The sequence below is a fragment of the Nocardia sp. NPDC059154 genome (assembly GCF_042755705.1).
GTDB lineage: Bacteria > Actinomycetota > Actinomycetes > Mycobacteriales > Mycobacteriaceae > Nocardia.
Genome location: NZ_JBHZCS010000017.1, coordinates 3,010 through 24,094, shown reverse-complemented (window position 1 = coordinate 24,094; position 21,085 = coordinate 3,010). Strand labels below are relative to the sequence as shown.

The 21,085-nt window shown below is 70.4% G+C and carries 12 protein-coding genes; all 12 read right to left on the bottom strand.

The window, feature by feature from the left end; translation table 11 throughout:
• Positions 1-79: 79 nt before the first annotated feature.
• Entirely contained in the window at positions 80-775 is a 696-nt protein-coding gene (locus ACFXN1_RS16685; protein WP_379444271.1) for a hypothetical protein, read from the bottom strand.
• A 56-nt stretch (positions 776-831) separates the two neighbouring features.
• Positions 832-2,553: an ABC transporter ATP-binding protein gene (locus ACFXN1_RS16680; protein WP_379444269.1), complete on the bottom strand. Its 1,722-nt coding sequence runs from the start codon at positions 2,551-2,553 to the stop codon at positions 832-834.
• Positions 2,550-4,292 (bottom strand): ABC transporter ATP-binding protein, encoded by a 1,743-nt coding sequence (locus ACFXN1_RS16675; RefSeq protein WP_379444268.1) that lies wholly within the window; start codon positions 4,290-4,292, stop codon positions 2,550-2,552. Before ACFXN1_RS16675 ends, ACFXN1_RS16680 begins: the two co-directional genes overlap by 4 nt.
• 13 nt (positions 4,293-4,305) lie before the next feature.
• Positions 4,306-4,539, bottom strand: coding sequence for a LuxR C-terminal-related transcriptional regulator (locus ACFXN1_RS16670; RefSeq protein ID WP_354835720.1), 234 nt, complete (start codon positions 4,537-4,539; stop codon positions 4,306-4,308).
• Between the two features lie 24 nt (positions 4,540-4,563).
• Positions 4,564-5,757, bottom strand: a complete 1,194-nt coding sequence (locus ACFXN1_RS16665; protein WP_379404537.1) for a thioester reductase domain-containing protein — start codon at positions 5,755-5,757, stop codon at positions 4,564-4,566.
• Between the two features lie 24 nt (positions 5,758-5,781).
• Entirely contained in the window at positions 5,782-7,029 is a 1,248-nt protein-coding gene (locus tag ACFXN1_RS16660; RefSeq protein ID WP_379404535.1) for an aspartate aminotransferase family protein, read from the bottom strand.
• Positions 7,030-7,039: 10 nt separating this feature from the next.
• Complete coding sequence (locus tag ACFXN1_RS16655; RefSeq protein WP_379404533.1) at positions 7,040-7,450, bottom strand: type II toxin-antitoxin system RatA family toxin; 411 nt, start codon at positions 7,448-7,450, stop codon at positions 7,040-7,042.
• Between the two features lie 13 nt (positions 7,451-7,463).
• Positions 7,464-9,251: an acyl-CoA dehydrogenase family protein gene (locus tag ACFXN1_RS16650; protein WP_379444266.1), complete on the bottom strand. Its 1,788-nt coding sequence runs from the start codon at positions 9,249-9,251 to the stop codon at positions 7,464-7,466.
• Complete coding sequence (locus ACFXN1_RS16645) at positions 9,248-11,065, bottom strand: acyl-CoA dehydrogenase (protein ID WP_379444265.1); 1,818 nt, start codon at positions 11,063-11,065, stop codon at positions 9,248-9,250. Before ACFXN1_RS16645 ends, ACFXN1_RS16650 begins: the two co-directional genes overlap by 4 nt.
• Positions 11,062-12,657, bottom strand: coding sequence for a PfaD family polyunsaturated fatty acid/polyketide biosynthesis protein (locus ACFXN1_RS16640; RefSeq protein ID WP_379444264.1), 1,596 nt, complete (start codon positions 12,655-12,657; stop codon positions 11,062-11,064). Before ACFXN1_RS16640 ends, ACFXN1_RS16645 begins: the two co-directional genes overlap by 4 nt.
• Positions 12,654-19,646, bottom strand: a complete 6,993-nt coding sequence (locus ACFXN1_RS16635) for a beta-ketoacyl synthase N-terminal-like domain-containing protein (RefSeq protein ID WP_379444262.1) — start codon at positions 19,644-19,646, stop codon at positions 12,654-12,656. Before ACFXN1_RS16635 ends, ACFXN1_RS16640 begins: the two co-directional genes overlap by 4 nt.
• Positions 19,647-19,677: 31 nt before the next feature.
• The coding region (locus ACFXN1_RS16630; protein WP_379463623.1) for an SDR family NAD(P)-dependent oxidoreductase at positions 19,678-21,085 on the bottom strand (1,408 nt) is incomplete at its 5' end.

The window sequence follows — 21,085 nt, the reverse complement described above, 5'->3', positions numbered from 1 at the left end:
CACAAAGAGAAAACATAAGGGTAACAAAAAGGGGTCGCCCCCTTGGGTGGGTCGAGCCGCGCCCCCCCCGACCGGTGTATCAGTTCTGGCTGTTGGCGAGCATGCTGTAGACCTCGATCACGGTGACGACCGCTACCGGCACACCGAGGGCGAGGGTTCCGACGGCCGTGGCGAGGCCGGCGCCGACGGCCGCGCCGGCGATGCAGCCGCCCGGGGCGCCGGCCAGGAAGGCCGGGGGCATGAGGGCGGTGCCGACGGCCATGCCGGCCACGCAGCCGCCCACCAGACCGATTGCGGCGCCGACCATTCCGCCGATCGCGGTGGCCAGGCCGATCTGCGAGCTGGCCAGGCCGATGGCGCTGTTGAGGTCGTCCTGGGAGAAGACCGTCTTCAGGGTCTGCGGAGCGGCGGGGACCGCCTGGGCGGGATCCGTACCAGGGGTGAGGGTGATGGTGCGGCCGTCGGCGTCGATCCGGGCAGCGATCGGCCAGTCCTGCTGATCCAGCCGGTAGGTCAGCGGCATGCCGAAGGTGAGGTTGTCGCCGGCGTCGAGGATCTCGAACTGATTGCCGCGCACCGTGATTCGACCGGCATCGGTGCGCAGCACCACGGAATGGTCCACGACACTCGCCGTGTAGTGGAGGCCGGGTAGGACGTCGGTGCTGACGGTCGTGCCCGGGCGGGCGGGAACCGCGGGCGCGTCGGCGGAGGCGGTGCCACCGCCGACGCACAGGGTGAGTGAGGCGGCGATGGCGACCGTGTTCAGGGTCTTCATCAGGGCATGCTCCTTCCTCGCGACGGTGCGGTCGCGAGATGAACGATGGTGGCGTGTCAGGTCAGGGACCAGTTGCGGGCACGGTCGCGCTGCGCCCAGAAACCGGCGTAGCGGCCGCCGGCGGAGAGCAGTTCGTCGTGGGAACCGCGTTCGGCGATCTCGCCGTTGTCCAGGAAGAGGATCTGATCCGCGTGCATGACGGTGTGCAGGCGGTGGGCGATGACCAGGACGGTGCGGTCGGCGGTGAGAGTGGCGAGCGCGTCGTGGACCGCCCGCTCGTTCTCGGCGTCGAGGGCGGCCGTCGCCTCGTCGAGCAGGACGATGGGAGCGTTCTTCAGGATCGCGCGGGCGATCGAAACCCGTTGCCGCTCACCGCCCGACAGGCTCGCGCCGCCCTCGCCGACCCGCGTCGCCCAGCCGTCGGGCAGGCGATCGACGATCTCGGTGACCCGCGCGGCCTCGGCGGCGGCCCGGACCTGCGCGTCGGTGGCGCCCGGGTGGCCGAGGCGAATGTTCTCCTCGATGGTGTCCTCGAACAGGTAGACGTCCTGGAACACCACCGAGAGCCGGGCCATCAGATCGACGCCCGCGAGGGTGCGGATATCGACACCGCCCAGCGTGACGCGGCCGGCATTCACGTCCCAGAAGCGCCCGATCAGGCGGCTGACCGTTGTCTTGCCGGAGCCGGAGGGACCGATCAGCGCGGTGGTGGTGCCCTCGGGGATCACGAAGGACACGTCCCGCAGTACCGGGGTGTCGCCGTAGCCGAATTCGACCGACTCGAACCGGATCTCGTTGCCGGCGGCGGTCGCCGGTGTGAGCGGCTCGGGCAGTACCGGCTCGTCCAGCAGGGACAGAACGCGATCCAGCGCACCGCCCGCGGACTTCAGCGTGGATCCCAGCACCGCCAATTCGGTGATGGGCTCGGTGAATCGGGCCGCCAGCACCAGAACCGCCACCAGGGTGGCGGGCGCGAGGCCGCGGTCGAGTACGAGGTAGGCGCCGAGCGCGATCACGATGGTGAAGGTCGCCTGGACGGCGACGCTCAGGCCGACCAGACCGGGAACCGCGGTCGCCAGCACTCGTCGCGCGGTGCGGTGATCGGTCTGCAGTGCCTCCTCCAGCAGCCCGTCGCCAGCTCCGCGCCCGAAAACCCGCAGTACGGGCTGCAATTGGGCGAATTCCACGACGCGGCCACCGGTCTCGGCGCGCGAGGCGGCCCGGGCGGCGTCGGCCCGGCCGCTGAGTGTCACACTCCAGCGGTAGACGAGGACGATCACGGGGACGGTCAGCGTCACGGCAACCGCGAGACGCCAGTCGAAGACATACAACGCCACGATCACCGTCGCCGGCGTGACGACGGTGTTCACCAGCGGGCGCAACAGGTGCGCGGGCACGCCCATGATGTCCATGACGCTCTTGGTGGCCAGCTGGCCGAGCATGCCCACCCGGTCGGCGCCGAACCAGCCCAGCGGCAGCGAGGCGACGGTGTCGCCCAGCCGGGTGTGCAGGCTCTTCGACAGGGCGGCGCCCACCCGGACGCCGAGTTGCAGGCTCACGTAGTACTCGACGGCGTACAGCACGAGTACGACCAGCAACACATAGATCCACGGCCACAGCACCGAGCCCGGGTCGGATCCGAAGAGGGTCTTCAGGATCGGTACCAGCAGGGCGAAAGCGATGCCCTGCAGGACAGCGCCGATCACGAGCGCGGCGAGCATGTGCCGCAGGGCGCCGCGGTGCTCGGGCCCGACGACCGTCAGCAGTTTCCGGATCATGCGCCGGTCCTCTCCTCGATACGTTCGTACTCCGCCCACAGGCGGGCGTACCGCCCACCGGCGGCCAGCAATTCGTCGTGCCGGCCCTGCTCGGCGATGGCGCCGTCGGCGAGGACCACGATCTGGTCGGCCCCGGTCACCGTGGACAACCGGTGGGCGATCATCAGCACCGTCTTCCCGGCCGTCAAGCGGGACAGCGCATCCTGTACGGCGGCCTCGGACTCCGGGTCGGCGTAGGCGGCGGCCTCGTCCAGGACGACGATCGGGGTGTTCGCGAGCAGCGCCCGCGCGATCGAAACCCGTTGCGCCTGACCGCCCGACAGCCGGGCGTCCATGCCGACCACCGAGTCGTAGCCGCGCGGGAGCGCCTCGATCTCCTCGTGGATCGCGGCCGCGCGAGCCATGGCGATGATCTCGTCCCGGGTCGCCTCGGGCCGGGCCAGTGCGATGTTCGCCGCAACGGTGTCGCGGAGCAGCTTGACGTCCTGGAACACGAAGGCCACTCGCCGGTACAGCTCCTGGGGCGCGATCTCCCGCACGTCCACGCCGCCGATGGTGACCGCGCCGGCGGTCACGTCCCGGAACCGCGGCACCAGCGTCGCGAGCGTGCTCTTGCCCGCGCCGGACGGCCCGACCAGCGCGGTCACCGTGTCTTCCGCGAGCTCCAGGTCGACACCCGCGAGCACCTCGACCTCACCGTCGTACGAGCACCGCACGCCCTCGAGCCGGACCGTATTGTCCTGCGGCATGCGCGGACTCGCGGACACCGGCAGGACGTCCGCGTCGAGCGTCGCGCGCACCTGCTCGGCCGCGGTCTTCGCCATGCTCAGTTCGTAGCCGGCGTAGAACAGCGACAGGATCGGGGCGGTGAGGCCGACGCCCAGCAGCGCGAAGGGCAGCAGGTCGACCGCCGCCAGCCAGCCGCGGGTCACGAATATCGCGCCCCCGCCGAGCACCACGGTCAGCACGAGCACCGGCGACAGCACCACCTCGGCCACGGTCTTCGACGTCAGCGTCGAGCGCACCCAGGCGGTGAAGAACGTGGTGAAGGCGTCGGCGGCCCGGGAGTAGCGCTCGTGCGCCCGGCGGGTCTGCCCGAAGATCTTGACCACGCCGATGCCCTGCACGAATTCGACCGCGCGGCTGTTGATCTCGGCCATCGCCCGGCCGTACTCGGGCATGCTCTTGCCGATCGCGGCCGCGGTGATGGAGTACAACCCCAAACCGATGACCAGCGGCAGCACCGTCACCAGCGTCATCCGCCAGTCGACCCAGATCAGGTAGGCCAGCGAGGTGACCGGAACCACGGTGGCGGAGGTGATCTCGAGCATGGAGTGCGCCACCAGATGGTGCATGGCCTCCACGTCGTCGGTGACGACCTTCTTCACCGCCCCGGAGTTGCGGTCGGAGAACCACGCCAGTGGCACCTCCCCCAGCCGCCGCACCAGCCGCCGCCGGATGTGCAGCTGCAGTTCGTTGTCCGCGAAGTGGGTGATGCCACCCGCGGCGAGCAGCAGGATGGTCCGGACGAGCAACGCGACGACGGCGACCACCACCCACCGCCACGCGTCGTGGGCGCGGTCCGGTCCGGTACCGACCAGCACGCGCCCGAGCTCCGCGATCGCGATGAACGGCACGACCCCGGCGGCCGCGCCGAGACCCTGGGCCACAACGGCCGCGCGCAGCCGCCATCGAATCGGTCGCAGGAGCTCACTCAGTGTCGAACTGTTCTCTGCCATCACCTTTCCCCATTCATACGGCGGCGCGCACGCGCGCGGCGGCAGCGCCGAGCTCGTGCCGGCTGTGCACGCCGAGCTTGTGGTAACTGCGCTGCAGGTGGTTCTCGACGGTCCGGATGGAGATGAACAGTCGCTCGGCGATATCCCGGTTCGACATCCCCTGTGCCGCCAGGGCCACGATCACACGCTCGCGGCGGGTGAGCGTCGCGGAATGGTTGCTGTAAGTGGCGAACGATACGGTGGTCATCGAACTCTCCTGCTGCTCTGTGTCTTACGGTGCGGGCAGGAACCCGCGGCGGACGAAATAGTCCGTGTAGGTGGCGAACAACGCCGCGTCGATCGGCGGGCAGGTGATGTCGGCGCCCTCCGATCCTGCCCCACGCAGGAAGCCGCGCGTGGTCTCGTCGGTGAACGGTGGCTGTTCTTCCTGCTCCATCAGCATCGTGGTGCGGATCAGGGGGAACATGGCGTTGTCGACGTCGGCCGAGATCGCCTTCAGCCACTTGATGATGCTGACCTCTTTCAGGTCGTATCCGGCGGCGGCGATGAAGCCCTGGATGGTGGCCGAGTCGATGGCCTCCGGGCCGATGGCGTGGTAGATCCCGCCGAGCGCGTCGTCCTGCCGCGACACGGCCACGATGGCCGCGCACACGTAGTCGACCGGGACGAGGTTCATCTTCAGCCGGAACCGGCGCGGGTAGACACCCGCCTGGATGGAGCCGATGACGAAGCGCCACACGAAGTCGTTGCGCTGGCACGCCCCCGACCGCGAATCGCCCCACACCTGGGTGGGCCGATGCACCGTGACCGGCACGCCGCGCTCGCGCGCGTGCTCGATCAGCTGCTCGGCGACCCACTTGCTCTTGGTGTACCCCAGCGGCATTCCCTCGGCCGGCCCGGTCGGATGCTGCTCACCGCGCGGAGTGACATTGTCCCCGGTCTGACCGCTGAAGACACCGGTGGTCGAGACATGGTGCAGTGGAACGGAAGCCGCGCACGCGAAGCGCAGCACCTCGTGGATTCCGGTGACGGTCGACTTGCGCAGCCACTTGTAGGGCGTCAGGAAGTTGACCTTGGCCGCGGTGTGGAAGATCGCGTCGACCCGTCCGGCGAGGTCCTGGTAATCCGATTCGGACAGCCCCAGCCGCGGCAACGTGATGTCGCCGGGCACGAGCTCGATGCGCTCCATGGCGACCTGGTCGGTCAGGTCGTAGGACGCGAGATTGGCGTGCAGCCGCTCCCGGGCCTTCTCGACCGAGTCGGCCCGGACCAGGCAGTACACCGTCAGGTCGGCCGCGAGCAGTTCGCGCAGCAGGAACACGCCGAGAAAGCCGGTCGCGCCGGTGAGCAGTACCGACTTCATCCGTGCCGCCGGAACCCGCGGGGTGAAGCCCTCGATGTCGTCCGCGAGCACCGTGTCCTCGGCGAACTGCGTTGCGTCGCCCTCGATGTCGAGCGATGTCATGTCCTTGCCTTCCCGTTCTGGTGGCTACGCGACCGCGGCGCGCGCCTGTTCGATCGATCCGCGCAGCAGGAACAGCGCCTCGGCGATGTCCTCGGAGCCGGCGACGATGGGCGGAATGAGGCGCAGCACCTCGGGGCGGCTCAGGCAGGTCGACACGATCAGGCCGCGCTGTGCCAGACCCACCTGCACCTCACCGACGAACTCCGACGAGTGGAAATCGATACCCCACAGCAGACCCTTGCCCCGCACCTCGGTGACGACCTGTGCGTGGTCGGCGGCGATCTCCGCCAGCCCGGCGGCCATTTCGGCACTGATGCGGACGCCGTCCTCGACGTGCGCCTCGATGGTGGCGAGCGCGGGCTCGATCGCCGCGGTGCACAACGGATGTCCGGAGAAGGTGGCGGTGTGCAGCACCGGATCGGCCGCCAGCGGGGCGTAGAGCTGCTCGGAGCACACCACCGCGGAGACCGGGACGACACCGCCGCCGAGCGCCTTGCCCAGCAGGACCGCGTCCACCGGCAGACCGGCGGCCAGGGCGACGGAGCGTTCCCCGCAGCGACGCAGGCCGACCTGGATCTCGTCGGCGATCACGAAGGCGCCGGCCGCTTTCGCGTCGGCGCACCACTGCGCCAGGATTGCCGGGTCGAGCGCGGTGACGCCGTTCTCGCCCTGGACGGGCTCGAAAATCAGTGCGGCGACCTCGGTTTCGGCGACCACGCGCGCGACGGCGCCCGGGTCGGCCGGGTCGATGTGCACCGATCCGATCAGCAGCGGGCCGAGGTTGCCCTTGAACCGCTCGTGGTGGGTCAGCGCCAGCGCTCCGAGCGTCTTGCCGTGGTAGGAACCCTCCACGGCGATCACGGTCTGCCGCCCGGTCGCCAGGCGGGCGAGCTTCACCGCCGCCTCGACCGCGTCCGCGCCGCTACCGCCGAGGTACACCTTCGGCAGGGTGCCGCCGAGGTGTTCGACGATCGTCTCGGCGGCCTGCCCGGGCAGCGGGTTGAGCACCGAGCGGGTCGAGGTGGGCATGGTCTCCAACTGCCGGCGCACGGCCTCGACCACCGCGGCATTGCGGTGACCGAGCAGCGCGACCGCGTACGAGCCGAAGTCGAGGGCCTGACGACCATCGGAGAGGGTGACCCGGCAGCCGCTGGCGGAGGCCTCGACCGCGCCCTGGCCGGTGAACTTGCCGGCCAGCGCCATCGACGGGGAGAAGTGCCGCTTCACCCGCTTGAACGTGGTCTTGGCATCGCCGGTCTTGATGTCGCTCATCGCATTTCCCCTACTGCCCGGCACGGGCGACGATGGACCCGGCGTAGCCCTCGAGCGCCTTGGCGATGGCGGGGTGGATCATCTCCGCCACCAGGGGCATCCCGATGTCGAACTCCACGCTCAGCTCCAGCTCCTCCGGGTGGACCTGCCAGTAGCCCCGGTATTCCGCGAGGTCACCGTCGAGCTGGCGGAATTCGATGCGGCGCTGCTCGGCGGCGATGAGATCCTCCTGCTCCCACTCCATCTCCGACCCCTTGAGCTCGACCACCCAGCTGCTGGTGCGGCGCTCACCTTCGTCGTCGAGGATCTCCACCTCGTTGACGCCGGTCATGTATTCGGGGTAGGAGGCGCAGTCGAGCAGCACGTCCCACAGCCGCTCGGGCGGGCACGTCAGGGCGTGCCGGGAGGTCATCGAGTACATGTATTCGTTCCGTTCATTCGTCGGTTCCGGCCTCGCCGGATGCCTGAACCTGGATCTGCCAGTGCGAGAACAGCTTTCGTTCACCGTGCAGGCGCAGGAGGACTTCGGTGACGTGGTCGATCTCGGCCGCGTCCGTGCAGGTCTCGGTCGGGTGGAAGGTGCGCCGGACGCGTTCCAGGCAGAGCAGCAGGACCGCGCCGTCGGGGAACGGATCCGCCAGCACCGCACCGGAATTGACGGTCAGGTGGATGATCGCCGCGGCGGCGTGCAGGGCGCAGTACTGCTCGGCCAGGCGGTACAGGTCGGCGGAGGGCCCGTAGGCGCGGCCCAGTCGCTGCTGCAGCTCGCGCTGGTCGGCGGCCAGCCGGTCGACCTCACCCAGCAGCAGGTCGGCCAGGTCGGCCGATCGCTCGAACCAGGCGCGCTGGTCGCCCTCGCGGGTCGCGGCCAGCGCCCGCAGCCGCTCGATCGCGGCCGGCAGCGCCAGCAGCACGAGATCACCGTCACGGCAGAACAATTGCTGCTGCGCCGGAACCCATTCGTCGAGTTTGGCGTCGATGTCGTACATGAGCGCGACCTTGGCCTCGGCGGCCGCGCGCTGCTCCGGTGTCGCGGTCGCGCCACGGGTCAGGATCGTCTCCAGCTGCGCGCCGACGCTCTTCAGGTTCACGACGGTATTGCCGTCGGCGAACACCGAGACCAGGATGTCGCGCAGCATCTTCTGGAAGATGCCGTAGTGCGGGTGCTCACGCAGGTACAGCCGGGCGCCGAGCACCAGGGACAGCTGCGACAGCGTGCGTTCCAGGGAGGTCGGCACGAAGTACTTGACGATGGCGGAGAAGATGCCCGCCTGTTCCGGGCAGGCCTGCAGGCCGCGTACGCCGCCGGTCGCGACCGCCTCCGCGAGCAGCAGGTCGGCGAAACTCTCGGCCATCTGACGGCGGGTGTAGGGAATCTGGGCGACCTTCTGCCCGAAGATCTCCCGGCTGACGATGAAGTCGCAGGTCACCCGGAGCGCGGTGTCCGCAGCGCCGAGGGCGATGCCACTGATCACGGTGCGGGCCACCTGTGCGCTCTTGAGGACCAGTTCCAGGCCCTGGCCTTCGGCGCCGATGCGGTGGCTGTCGGGGACGAACACCTCGTCGAGCTGGATTCCGCTCAGATCCAGCGCGCGCAGGCCGTGCAGCCGCTCATTGGGCACCTCGCGCACGGATCCGGCGGGGCACAAACGCTTTTCGAGCGCGAACACCGACCAGTCGCCGGGCCCGCCACGGGCGCCGGTGCGCGCGTGCACGGTGACCACGTCGGCGAGCGTCGCGATGCCGATGAGCCACTTCTCACCGGTGAGCAGGTACCCGCCGTCGGTCTTCTCGGCGCGCATGTCGTTGGACAGCACATCGCTGCCGTGGTGCCGTTCGGACAGGCCCCAGGCCATCTTCGCGCCGTTGTTGATCATGGAGACGAATCGGGTGCGCTGGGTGTCACTGCCGCCGATCCAGGTCGGCATGAAGGCGAGGTCGGTCAGCATGAGCGCGCTGGCCGTGGTGGGGTCGCGGCGCGCGACCAGGCGCAGCAGCAGGAAGCCGGTCTCGACATCGCCTGCGCGCCCGCCCCATTCGGCGGGCAGGCAGTACTCGTGCACGGCCTGCCGCTGCAGTTCGCCGACCAGTTCGTGCGGGAACTCCTCCAGCTCGTCGTACCGCAGGATGCGCTGGAACGACAGCAGGGTCGCCGGATCGTGGGGATCGCCGAGATGACGTTCGAGTCCCTCGGCGAGCGCGATATTGTGCTGAACGGTCATGCCAGCATCCGTCCTTTCTCGTCTTCCGGGTCTGAGTGGGGTCCGGCCAGCTGGATCGGCGCGGCGGAGAACAGCCGCTGCTCCCGCCACAACCGCGACACGATGCGGAATGCGTTGTCCGCCACCGGCATCGGGAGCCTGGCGGTGCGCTCCGAAGCCCGGGCCCGCAGCAGCGACAGAGCGGCGGTCAGCCAGCCGACCGCGCCGGGTGGGCAGCCGTACAGCGAGCGGTGCCGGTTGAACCACCACAGGTGCACACACGACGCGGCCGCGTGCAGATACGCGATCCGGGCGGCCAGGTCCAGCTGTGCCGGACCGCGTTGTGCGGACGGCTGCGCGGCGATCCTTCGAATGTCGGCCGCGGCCGCACGCAGCTCGGCCTCGAGCAGTTCGAGTTCCTCGAGCAGCAGCGCCGCATCGGCTTCCAGGACGCCCCGGTCGAGCACGACCGGATCCAGCCCCGCCCGGACCTCCGCGAGAACACCGGCCAGTTCACCGGTCACCACGTCGCGGCCGCGGGTGCTGAGCGCGAGCCGATCGAATTCCAACGGCGGCAGGTCGCGGCCCAAATCGTAGGTGGCAGCCAGTAATTCGGGGTCGCGGTCGATGTCCTTCGCGTCCCCGAAGCAGTTCAGCTGCATCGAGACCAGGCGCAGATTCGCCGTCGGGCTGGTGTCGAAGTACCGGACCGCGGCATTGTCGGCACGCAGCACGTCGAAGGCTCCCGCCGGCCCTTCCCGCAGCACGCTCCGGGTGCCGAGAACATCCGCGCACCGCGCGAAGACTTCCTCGGACAGCCCGGTGAGGACCGTCTTCAGCGTCCCGGACCACAGGCTCTGCGCTTCCGGGAACGTGTGCATCGCGCGCACGCACGCCAATGCGGCGGCGTCACAGGCGATCAGCGCGGCGGCCGCGGTCCCCAGCTCCCGGCGGTTGGCCGGGTGATGATCGACCGGACGGTTCGCGACCACGTGTCCGCGGGCGAAGTCCAGGGTGAGCCGCAGCGCGCTGTCGGCGCCGGCCAGGTTGGCGGCCGTGCTGGTGGCGCGCACGATCTGCATGGCCTTCATGGCCGTTTCCATGCCCCGCCCGAGCTGCCCGACCAGCGCGTCGGCGGCGACGGGGACCTGGTCGAAGTGGAACTCGGTGAAGTGCGCGCCACGCATGCCCGCGACGCGCTGGAACCGGATCGAGGTGGCGGAATCCGGTCCCGCGGAAGGCAGGTCGAGCGGATTCTCGAGCAGGACGGCGCTGAACGCGGCCGGGCCACGACCGCCGGTGTGCCCGATCACCAGGGCCGCCTCGGCCCGGCGCCCGAAGCCCGTGAGCCACTTCGACCCATCCAGGCGCCACCCGGTCCCGGACGGTGTCAGCGCGCAGGTATTGGCGAGCAGGTCACTGCCGTGGCCGGGCTCGGAGAACGCGAATCCGATGGAACCGCCGCCGCGCAGCAGCTCGACGACCCGCTGCCGCTGCGCTTCCGAGCCCGCCAGCAGGACACACGAGGTGGCCGTGATGTCGATCATGGTGGCGGGCATGACGGTCAGGTCACGCCGGGCGGCCACCCGCACCAGCGCGAACGTCTCGTCGTACCGCACCAGATCGCCACCCGCCGCCACGGGTACGTAGGACATCCGCAGCGCCGGGCCGGCCACCTCGGTCAGCGCGTCGGGAAACGCGCCCCGCTCGGCCCGGGTGACCATGGCGGCGAATCCGCACGCGTTTTCCGGATCGGTGGGATCCCCGAGCGCGGCGTCCAGCGCCGCCGCGCCCGAATACAGCTGGGCGGGCGCGATATTCGCTACCGCAGTCACAGCTCGTTCCCGCTCTGATCGGCCGGCGCGGGGCGGAAGTCGCCGCAGCCGCGGGGCATCCGCACCCCGGCCAGCGCCAGCTGGTGCACGCGGGAGGTGAAGGCCGCACCGTGCATCAGGTTCCGCGCGACATCGGCGACGCGACGGTTCTCGGCGGCCGCCAGGTAGGAACCGCGAACCCATTCGTTGAAGCTGCCCATCGCCGGGCCGCACCAGATCTGGTAGTCCAGCGTCCGATCGCCCTCGCCGACGACCGCCCACCGCGAGGCCATGCCCAGGTACCACCGGAAGATGAGCGCCATCTTCCGCTTCGGGTCGTCGGCGGCCCGGGTCAGCTGGTCGGGGTCGCGGCGGGTGAAGTACTCGACCACGTCCTGCCACACCTCGTCCACGGTGCGGCGCAGGATCTGACCCTCGAGCCGGGCCAGCTCCGCCTGCGGCAGGGCGTCCAGACCCGGGTAGGCGCAATAGATTTCGTAGAGGCGCTTGGCGCGCATCGCGAACATGGTGCCCTTCTTCAGCACCTGCAGCTCCACGCCGAGCTCGAACATGTCGGCGGCCGGGGCCATGTCCACATCGGCGACGCCGGACTGGGCGAGCAGGTGCCGGACCTCGCTGGACGTGCCTGCCTCCAGGCAGGATTGGTTCACCGAGCCGGTCACGATGTAGTCGGCCCCCATCGCGAAGGCCGCGGCCGCGGCGATCGGGGTGCCGATGCCGCCGGCGGCGCCGATCCGGACGTCCAGCGGCAGGCCCAGTTCGTGCCGGATCTGGTCGCGGCGGCGCACCAGCGACGGGAACAGGGTGGTCAGCGGACGGCGGTCGGTGTGGCCGCCGGAGTCGGCCTCGGCGGTGATGTCGTCGGCCAGCGGGACCAGCCGGGCCAGCTCGGCCTGCTCGGCGGTCACCAGACCGGTGGCGACCAGCTCGGCGACCATGGCCTCCGGCGCCGGGCGCATGAACTTCTCGGCGACCTCGGCGCGGGAAACCTTGGCGATCACCCGGTTTCCGGTGATCACCCAGCCGCCGGCGGAGCGGGAGAGCCCGGCCACCCGGTAGCGCACGATGTTCGGGGTGATGTCCATGAAGGCCGACGCCTCGACGCACCGGACGCCGTAGCGCAGGAACAGCTCCACCGCGGCGCGCTCCAGCTCGGCCTCGCTGGGGCTGTGAATCAGGTTGGCGGCGTAGGGAAGTCCCGGGATCTCGGCCGCGAATCGCTGCAGGGCGGCCTCCACCCGTGACGGCAGCAGTCCGGCCGCGCCGAACGAGCCGAGGTATCCGGCCCGGGCCAGCGCGATGACGTAGTCCTCCGAGGCGATGCCACCGGCCATCGCGCCGCCCATGTAGGCGTACCGCACGCCGTGGTGCGCGCGGAACGCCTGGGAGCCCAGGCTTTCCGGGAGCAGCGGGCCGACCGCGGCGACCACGGTCGCGTCGTCGAGCGGCCGGTGCACACTCAGCCCGGCACCCTCGGGCGTGCGCACCACGTAGACGGACGACTCGAGGTCGGTGAGGGTGTCGTAGCAGCCTTCGACGGTGGTGTGGACAATCGGTTCGACGAAGTCGTCGGTTCCGAGGGTGATGCTCATCGTTCGTCCTCTCGACGGTTGTGCACCTCAACGGCGATGTCAGTGATCTCGTAGATGCGCATGCCCGGCTTCCAGACATTGGCGTCGGCGATGACCAGCGCCCGGCCGTCCTCGCGCCGGATTTCCTTGATGTGCAGGTCGAAGGTCATCGGACCCTCGGTCCGCAGAATCTGCCCGCGGTACTTCCAGGTCATCGGCACGCCGACCGGCATGGCGAAGACCGGGTCGTCGAACTCCCCGCCGAGTCCCGCTTCGATGGCGTAGACCTGCAGCGCCTGGATCAGCGCCTCGACGCCCAGCGAACCGGGCATGACCGGGTCGCGGTAGAAGTGGCACTCGAAATACCAGTCGTCGTGGTCGATTTCGCGGTGGCCGCGCAGGTACCCCTGCTCGTACTTGCCGCCGCCGGCGACGATGTCCACGGTGTCGACCATGCGCAGATGGCCATCGGCCAGCCGCAGGCCCGGCCGCGAGAACCAGTCGTCCGCGCCGCGCACCGCGAGGGTGCGAATCGCGCTGGGCGGCAGGCTGTCCTGCTGATCCAGCCAGGGAGCCACGTACTTGCCGCCGTCCAGGCCGATCTGGTTGGCCAGTGCGTCGGCGGTGTGATAGCCGAACATGGACTCGCCCCGGTAGAAGAGCTCGCCGTCCGCGAACAGCTCGTAGCTGAACTTCTGCAGCGACGTGCCGGGCATGACCTGGTTGAAGGTCATCCGCGTGTGCTGGCGAATCGTCTTGCCGCGCAGGTCGATCTGCTTGACGACACCGGCGGTGCCGTCCAGGTTGCGGATGTTGAGCTCCTGCTCCGGCGTGGCCAGGGTGGCGCCCAGGTAGTAGCCGAGCAGGATGGCCGCCTGCAGCGAGGACTCCATGTACACGCAGTTCGGCATGCCGGGGAAGGCGTTCTCGTGGAAGTACCACGCTTCCGGCGGGCAGTCGTACTCGGTCTCCATGGTGGCCCCGGACTTCAATTGGCCACGGACACCACCGAATCGCATGATCCGGTCCACGAAGCGGAAGTCCCCGTTGGGGATGTAGGGCGCCTTGCGGTCGGCGTAGATCTCGAATTCCGGTCCCATGGCCGTCGCCAGGTCGCCCTTGGCGGCGTGGGCCAGGTGCAGCTCATTGATGAACGCGGGCTCGCCGTGGGCGTTGCGCCGGCCGAGGAACGCCGGGATGCCACCGGTCTCGGGCCGGTACGGGGTGCCGGGCTTCTCGCGGACCTGCACGCCGAAGTTCTGCATGCTGATCATCGCCTTGTCGCCGTCGTAGACGACGATGTCGGCGATGACGGTCGGGCGCGGCAGCATGGACAGCTTGGTGATCTCGACGTGATAGCGCAGGCTGCGCTGGCGCGGCGTGATCTGGCCGCGCACCTTGACCTGCGTCTTCAGGCCCGGCACGGACTGGAACTCGCCGTCCGGGACCACCAGGTGCATGCCCAGATACATGGCGTAGACCTGCAGCAGCTGCACGCCGCCCTCGGCGACCAGGGAACCGGCCAGCACCGGGTCACCCGGGAAGTGGCACTTGAAGTACCAGCCCTCGGGGTCCAGGTACTTGACCGCGCTCAGTTCGCCGATCCCGCACGGGCCGCCGAGCCGGTCGATCACGGTGATCTCGTCGATCATGCGCAGCATCGAATCCGGCAGGCGCAGTGAGCGATTGCAGCCGTCGGCGGTCTGGTCCCAGGCCGGGCCGAACACCTCGGCGGGGCGGCCCTGGGCGAGCAGTTCCAGATCGGCGCCCGACAGCGACGTCCGGTCGGTGCGCACCAGCGGCTTGAACCAGGTGCGGCTCATGGCTTCCCGACGCTTGCGGTCGGCCGCGCTGGTCACCACGCCGAGGGAGTTCTCCAGCTCCGCGCTGGAGAAGAAGCCCGCGCAGGCGTTGAGCAGCTCGAGAATGAGCACGCCATCGGCGTAGCAGCGGTAGTTGAAGAAGAACAGCAGGCTGTCGCCGTTCCAGACGAAGCGCGCGATATTGATCTCGTAGCGCAGCGTCTGGCCCTCGCGCGGGAGACCCCCGTGGAAGACCAGTTCACTGTCGAGCAGGCGGTAGACGCGCTCGCCCTTGTTCCGGAAGTCGATGCCCAGGTAGCTGATCAGCAGCAGGTCGCACTGGCCGGCCTCGATGGTGACCGCGCAGGGCACCAGGCCGTCCACCGAGTACCAGGCGCCGACCGGCACATCGTATTCCGTGGTGATCGACGAGGGCTCGTAAACACCCGGCGTGCCGTTGATCTCGGTGACGCGGGTGACGAAGTGGTAGGGCGGCTCGGGCAGTCGCACCCGGACCGGGTAGGTGTCGTACTCGGCGAAGTCGGGACCGAAAACGTTCACGACCTTGCCGGAGGCGAACTCCAGCAGCTGCGCTTCATCCCACACCACCGGTCGGGCGGGCTCGGCCGGGACGGGCGCATCCGGCACGGCCGGAGGCGCCGGCGGCACCGGTCCGCGGCTCGCCTCGAGTGCGTCGAGACTGGCCAGCGCCAGGGCATTCTGCACGCGCAGGAAGGATTCGTGCGCCTCGGAGACGCTGAGCCGCATGGGCTGGATGACTCGGGTGCGTGCCGCGACCACATGCGTGGCGACAATGGCCGACTGCGGCTGGATCGTTGTCGGCTGGACCTGGATCGCCGTCGGCGGCACCGGGGCGGCGGGTGCCACGGCGAGGTCGGCGGGACGACGGGACGGTAGAAACACGAACGGCTCTCCCTCGATGACGATGGCATCCGGTTCGACGGTGATCGGAAGCAGAATCTGGACCTCGGCCTCGAAGGCGCGACGCGTACTCGCCTCGGCCAGAACGGGTTCCGCACGCTCGCGGACCCGCTCGACCAGCGATTCGCCGCCGCAGGTGACCGCGGCGCGGAACGCGGGCCGGGCCGGCGCGGACTCGGCGGGGAACAGGCGATCGAGCCGGACATCGACCCTGTGGCTCACCAATCGGGCCAGGGCGGCGCACACCGACTGTCCGGTGGACATGCCCCGGCGGTCCACCGAGACGGCGACGTGCGGACGGTCCCCGAGAGTGTCTCCGATCCAGCGGGTGCACGTCGCGCCCGGGCCGACCTCGATGAACACGCGGAATCCGCGGTCGTAGGCGGTTTCGGTGAGTCTGGCGAAATCGACCGTGGTGCACAGCGTGTCGGCGATGCGGCGGGAAATCACCGCGCGGTCCGACATGTCGACCAGGCCGTAGTCGAAGCTCGACAGCAGCTCCAGGTCCGGGGCGGGCGCGCCCAGCGGGTGGTCGTTGAGGGACGCGAACTCGGCGAACTCGGATTCCACCACGGCGCAGTGCATGACGTGGTTCGCGGGAGCCTTGGCGGACTTGCAGTCCAGGCGGCCGATGAGCTCACGGACCTGCTCCGCGAAACCCGCCACCACCACTTCGCGCGGAGTGTTGATGTGGGTCAGGTACACCCGGTCCAGACCCGGCATCGCCGCGCGCACCTGCTCGGCGCCGGCGAGCAGCACCTGGGTGGTCCACACTTCGCGGTCGGGCGTCGCATCCGGCAGCCCCCACGCCGAACGGATGAGGCGCTTGGGTCCGCGCAGCTGGTCGATGAACAGCGGCGACCGGGTCAGCGGGGTGTCGTCACGAACGGCGGCATCCCACACGTCGAGGGCGAAGAGCATGCTGCTCTCCCCCAGGCTGTAGCCGAAACCGCCGTGCGGGCGAATGCCCATGGCGTCCCGCAGCATCCGGGTCGCCAGCACGGCGGCGTTGGTGCCGAGGGCGAGCATGGTCGGGATCGACTCGATGAGCTCGCCCTCGTGCCGCATCAGCGCGGCCCGGTCGACACCCAGCGGAGCGGTCGGGAACAGCGCCGCGTGCTTGTACTCCGCCCAGGGCGTGCGGGCATCGCGTTCGAATTCGGACAGCAGGCCCGGGAAGAGCGTGAACAACTCGCGGCCCGCGCCGGGGTAGGCGGTGAAGGCGCCCGGATAGACGAACGCGATCTTGCCCTCGGCCCCGGCCGGGCGCGGCGTGCAGTAGCTGCCCGCGGGCGTCGTCCAATCCCGTTCCGCTGCAATCGTTTCCGGCAGGTGCTTCACGGCCGCCGACAGCTCGCGGCGCAGCGCCGTGGCGTCGGCGGCGACGATGGCCGCGACATAGCGCCCGCGCCGTTCGGCCGTCGCCTGCTGCCGGGCCAGGTCCAGCGGTGTGGTCCCGGCGTCGAGCGCGTCCAGGCACGCCTGGGCGGCCGTGGCCAGTTCCCGGCCGCTGTCGCCGGACAGCGGCACCAGCAGCGGCGCGACGGATCCCGACCAGTCGAGGGTTTCGACCGCGGGGCGCGCGGGCGGGGCGGACAGGATGATGTGCGCCGCGGCGGTGCCGTCGACCGCGTGCACCGCGGCGACGAGGCGGTCCTCGACACGGCGGCCGAGCCACGGGACGGGGCCGTCGAGCAGCCGCAGCGCGGAATCGGTGAATCCGTCCGTCGCGTCGGCGGTCTCGCCGATTCCGGCCGCGGCGGGCGGCAGTTCGCGGTGCCGCAGGCTCAGCGCCGCGGCGACCACGCCCACCAGCACGCTCGCCTGCTGGGTGTCGCCGAACAGCGGCGGGTGGCCGGCCAGCGCGCAGCCGGGGACCTCGCTGCCGCGGTCACCGTAGAGCCGGGCGAGCTCGCCGAGCCGCTCGGCATCCAGGTCGGCGGCCAGTTCCAGATAGCCAATGTCGTCCAGCGTCAAGTCGTGGGCGGTGAGCGCCGAGCGCACCTTGTCCGCCAGCGATTCCGGACCGGCGGCATCGGTCACCACCGCGTCGATGGTGAGCGGAGAGTCCGCCGCCGCCCGGGTGAGCACCACGGCCGCCGCGCCATCGCCCAGCACCGGGCGGGCGCCTTCGGCCAGAGCCGTTCGCACGAGGGTGTTCTCGTATCCGGCGGCCAGCTCGACACCGCCGACGAGTACGGCCTCCACGCTCGGGTCGAGCAGCAGCAGGCCCGCGATCTCGAGCGCGCGGGCGCCGCCGGTGGCGTCGGCCGACACCGTGAAGGCCGGACCGGTGAAGTTGTGCGCGGAGGCGATCCGCGCGGCCATCACGTTGCCGATGTAGCTCAGCACCTCGTTCGCGCCGATCGGGTCGTGCACGCCGGCGCGGACCGCGGCCTCCAGCCGGTCGAGCTCGTCCGCGGTGAGATCCAGTCCGGTGCGGGCACATTCGGACCGCACGTGGGCGCCGATGTCGAAGCGGGCGCGATGCGCGTGCGAGCGCGGCTCCATCTCCATGGCGATCACCACGCCGATGCGGCGCTCGGCGCGGTCCTTGGCCGACGTGGCGGCGAGTCCGGCCTCGGCCAGCGCCTCGTCCGCGGCCTCGAACAGCAGCAGGTGCTGCGGATTGGCCTGGGCGAGTTCGGCGGGCGGCATGCGGTAGCCGCGCACGTCCACCTCGACGGTGTCGACGTAGCCGGCGTCCGAGTCCGGCTCGAGCTCGGCAATGCCGAGCGATTCCGCTCCGTACCACCGTGTTTCGGGACGCTGCACGAGCGCGGCGCGCCCCGCGCGACGGGCGCGGCGCAGTGCGGGCACCCCCGCGACTTCACCCACGCGAACGCCGAGGCCGCTGATCGCCAGCTGGATCGGCTGTGGCGCAGCGGTTTCCGAAGCCGCTTCCACCGCATCGGTCAGGATGAGATGGGCGTTGGTGCCGCCGAATCCGAAGGCGGACACACCCGCTCGGCGGGGCCGCTCTCCGGAGCCGGGCCAGGGCTGGTTGGCGGTCACGAGCCGATCGGCCGCGTGTTCCGCACCGGCCGGCCGGATCGGCTCGGTGGTGGTCGGCGTGGCGGGAATGATGCCGTGCCGCATGGCCAGGATCGCCTTGAGGACACTGGTGAATCCGGCGACGGTGAGCAGGTGGCCCACATTGCCCTTCACCGACCCGAGCAACGGCACCTGGTCCGCGCCGAAGAATTCGGTGAGCCCGCGCAGTTCGATCGGATCGCCGACCGGGGTGCCGGTCGCGTGGCATTCGATGTAGTCGACGGTCTCGGGGTTCACGCCCGCGCCGTACGCCTGCCGGTAGGTGGCGAGCTGCCCGGAGATGTTGGGCACCAGCGGATGCGCGCCGGCGCCGTCGTTGCCGAGGGCGATGGATTCCACCACCGCGTGGATACGGTCGCCGTCGCGCACCGCGTCGGCGAGCCGCTTGAGCACCAGCACGCCCGCGCCCTGGCCGGTGACGATGCCGGTGGAGGCCGAGTCGAAAGGCTGGCTGATGCCATTACCCGGGTAGGCGTGCAGGTCGCTGAAGGACAGGTGGATCAGCAAGGGATCCGGCGCGCACACCGCGCCGGCGAGGACCACGTCGGCCGCGCCGGTGGCGAGGTAGTCGCGGGCCAGGCTCATGCTGTACAGCGCGGAGGAGCAGGCGGCGTCCAGCGCCAGGCGCGGACCGCCCAGGCCGAGGGCGTCGCTCACGACGGTCGCGGGCAGCCCGGACGGCCAGAGCGACCGCACCGGCGCGTCCGGCTGCCACGCTCGGGACTCGCTGTCCGGCACGGGAAGTCCGGCCAGCCGCAGTCCCCTGCTGACGCCCTCGCGGAACATCGGCAGGCACAGCCTGACCGACTGCTCCGTCGGGAAGGAGTAGTTGCCGAGGACGAGTCCGGTGCGGGCGAGCGCCGGATCGTCCTCGGCGATCCCGGCATCGGCCAGCGCCTGCCGGATCGCATACAGCGGCCACTGGACCACCGCACCGAGGCCCTCGATGGTCTGCGCGTCGATGCGCAGGCCGTCGTGGTCCATTTCGGGTTCGGTCACGAAACCACCACGCACGGAGGTGATTCCGTGGGTCTCGTCACCCCACGCGCCCGGCGTCGCCGGGTCCGCGCCGAAGGTGTCGGCGGTGCCCGGCCGGCGCAGGTCGGCGCCGGCGAGCAGGTTGTCCCAGAACTGCTGGGGCGTATTCGCGCCCGGGAGCAGGCAGCCGATGCCGACGATGGCGATCGGCGTACCGCTGTATGTGTCCGACATGGATGTCACACTGTCCGATCCGATTGATCCGTCAGGAATGGAATTTCGCGCCCAGAGCGGCGTCCGCCACCAACTGCACCGCCTCGAAGCGCAACAGCACGCGGCCGTCGCGAGCGCAGGCGGTGACCGTGCCTCTGGCCACTGAACCGTTGATCTGGAGGGCATCCACGACCACCAGGAATTCACCCGTCCCGGGCAGGGCGTCGTACACCTCGACCGCACCGATCGCCGTCGGCAGGCTGTTCAGCCCGACGGTCCGGTGCACCTGCACCAGCGCCGCTTGCAGCAGCAGATCGGCCGGCTCCGGGGAGTACTGCCCCGCGGCGAATTCGCCTGCGCCGAGCCGTGACTCGACCGGGCGGCACACCGCCACCAACCGCCCGTCCGCCGCCGCCACCGTGCCGGTGATCGCGGCCAGGGACGGTCCGTGGAACAGCACGCCGTCGGTGTAGGCCGTGACCGGTTCGACGACGCTCAGATCGGGCAGGGCGAGCACCGGTGCGGCGCCGGCCGATTCCGCCGGAACCTGCGCGCGGAAACGCGGGCGGCCGGTCGAGTCGGTGACCAGCACCTGCTCCCCCGTCACCGCCAGGTCCAGGTGCTGCGGCGCATCCTCGTCGAGCACCACACCCTTCAGGACGGAGAAGCCGGTCAGCCGGGTGGCCGGGATGCCGCGCAGACGCTGCGCCGCACCCAGGATCGCACCCACCGCCGCCGTGGCCGGCAGCACCGGGATCCCGCCGATGGCGTGATCGGACAGCACCTCGTCGTCCGCCAGACCGGTCATCGGCAACCGCAGTACCGTTGTCCCACTCGCGATCTCACGCGGCGGCTTCGCCGACAGCGGCTGGTTCGGCCCGACCACCACCACCACATCGTGGGAGCGGGCCGTGCTGAACTGCTCGGCGAAGAAGTCCACGCCCGTCGGCAGCGGAATCAGGGTCACACCGCGTTCGGCGAACATCCGCTCGAGCTCCGGAGTCACCATGCCGCCCGCCCAGGCGCCCCAGTTCACCGAGGTGACGCGGGCGGCCGGAAGACGGCGGCGCAGGGCGGCCGCGACGCGGTTGAGCGCCTCGTTCGCACTGGCGTAGCTGGACTGCCCACGGTTGCCGAAGAATCCGGCGATCGAGGAGAACAGCACCACATGGTTCAGGCGGTCCTCGCCGAGGGCGTCCAGCACCGAGCGCAACCCGGCCAGTTTGGTCGCCAGCACCGGACCGACGTCAGCGCTGCGCTGATCGACGATCGCCTTGTCCGCGAGCACGCCCGCCCCGTGCACCAGGCCGGTGATCCGGTCCCGGTGCGGAGCCAGCGCGGCCGCGGTCGCGGCGGCGTCGGTCACGTCCACGGCCAGGTACTCCGCGGTCGCGCCGGTCGCCCGGATGGCCGCCAGCGTTTCCCGGATCTCCCGGCCCGCGATGAGCCCGCGGTAGACC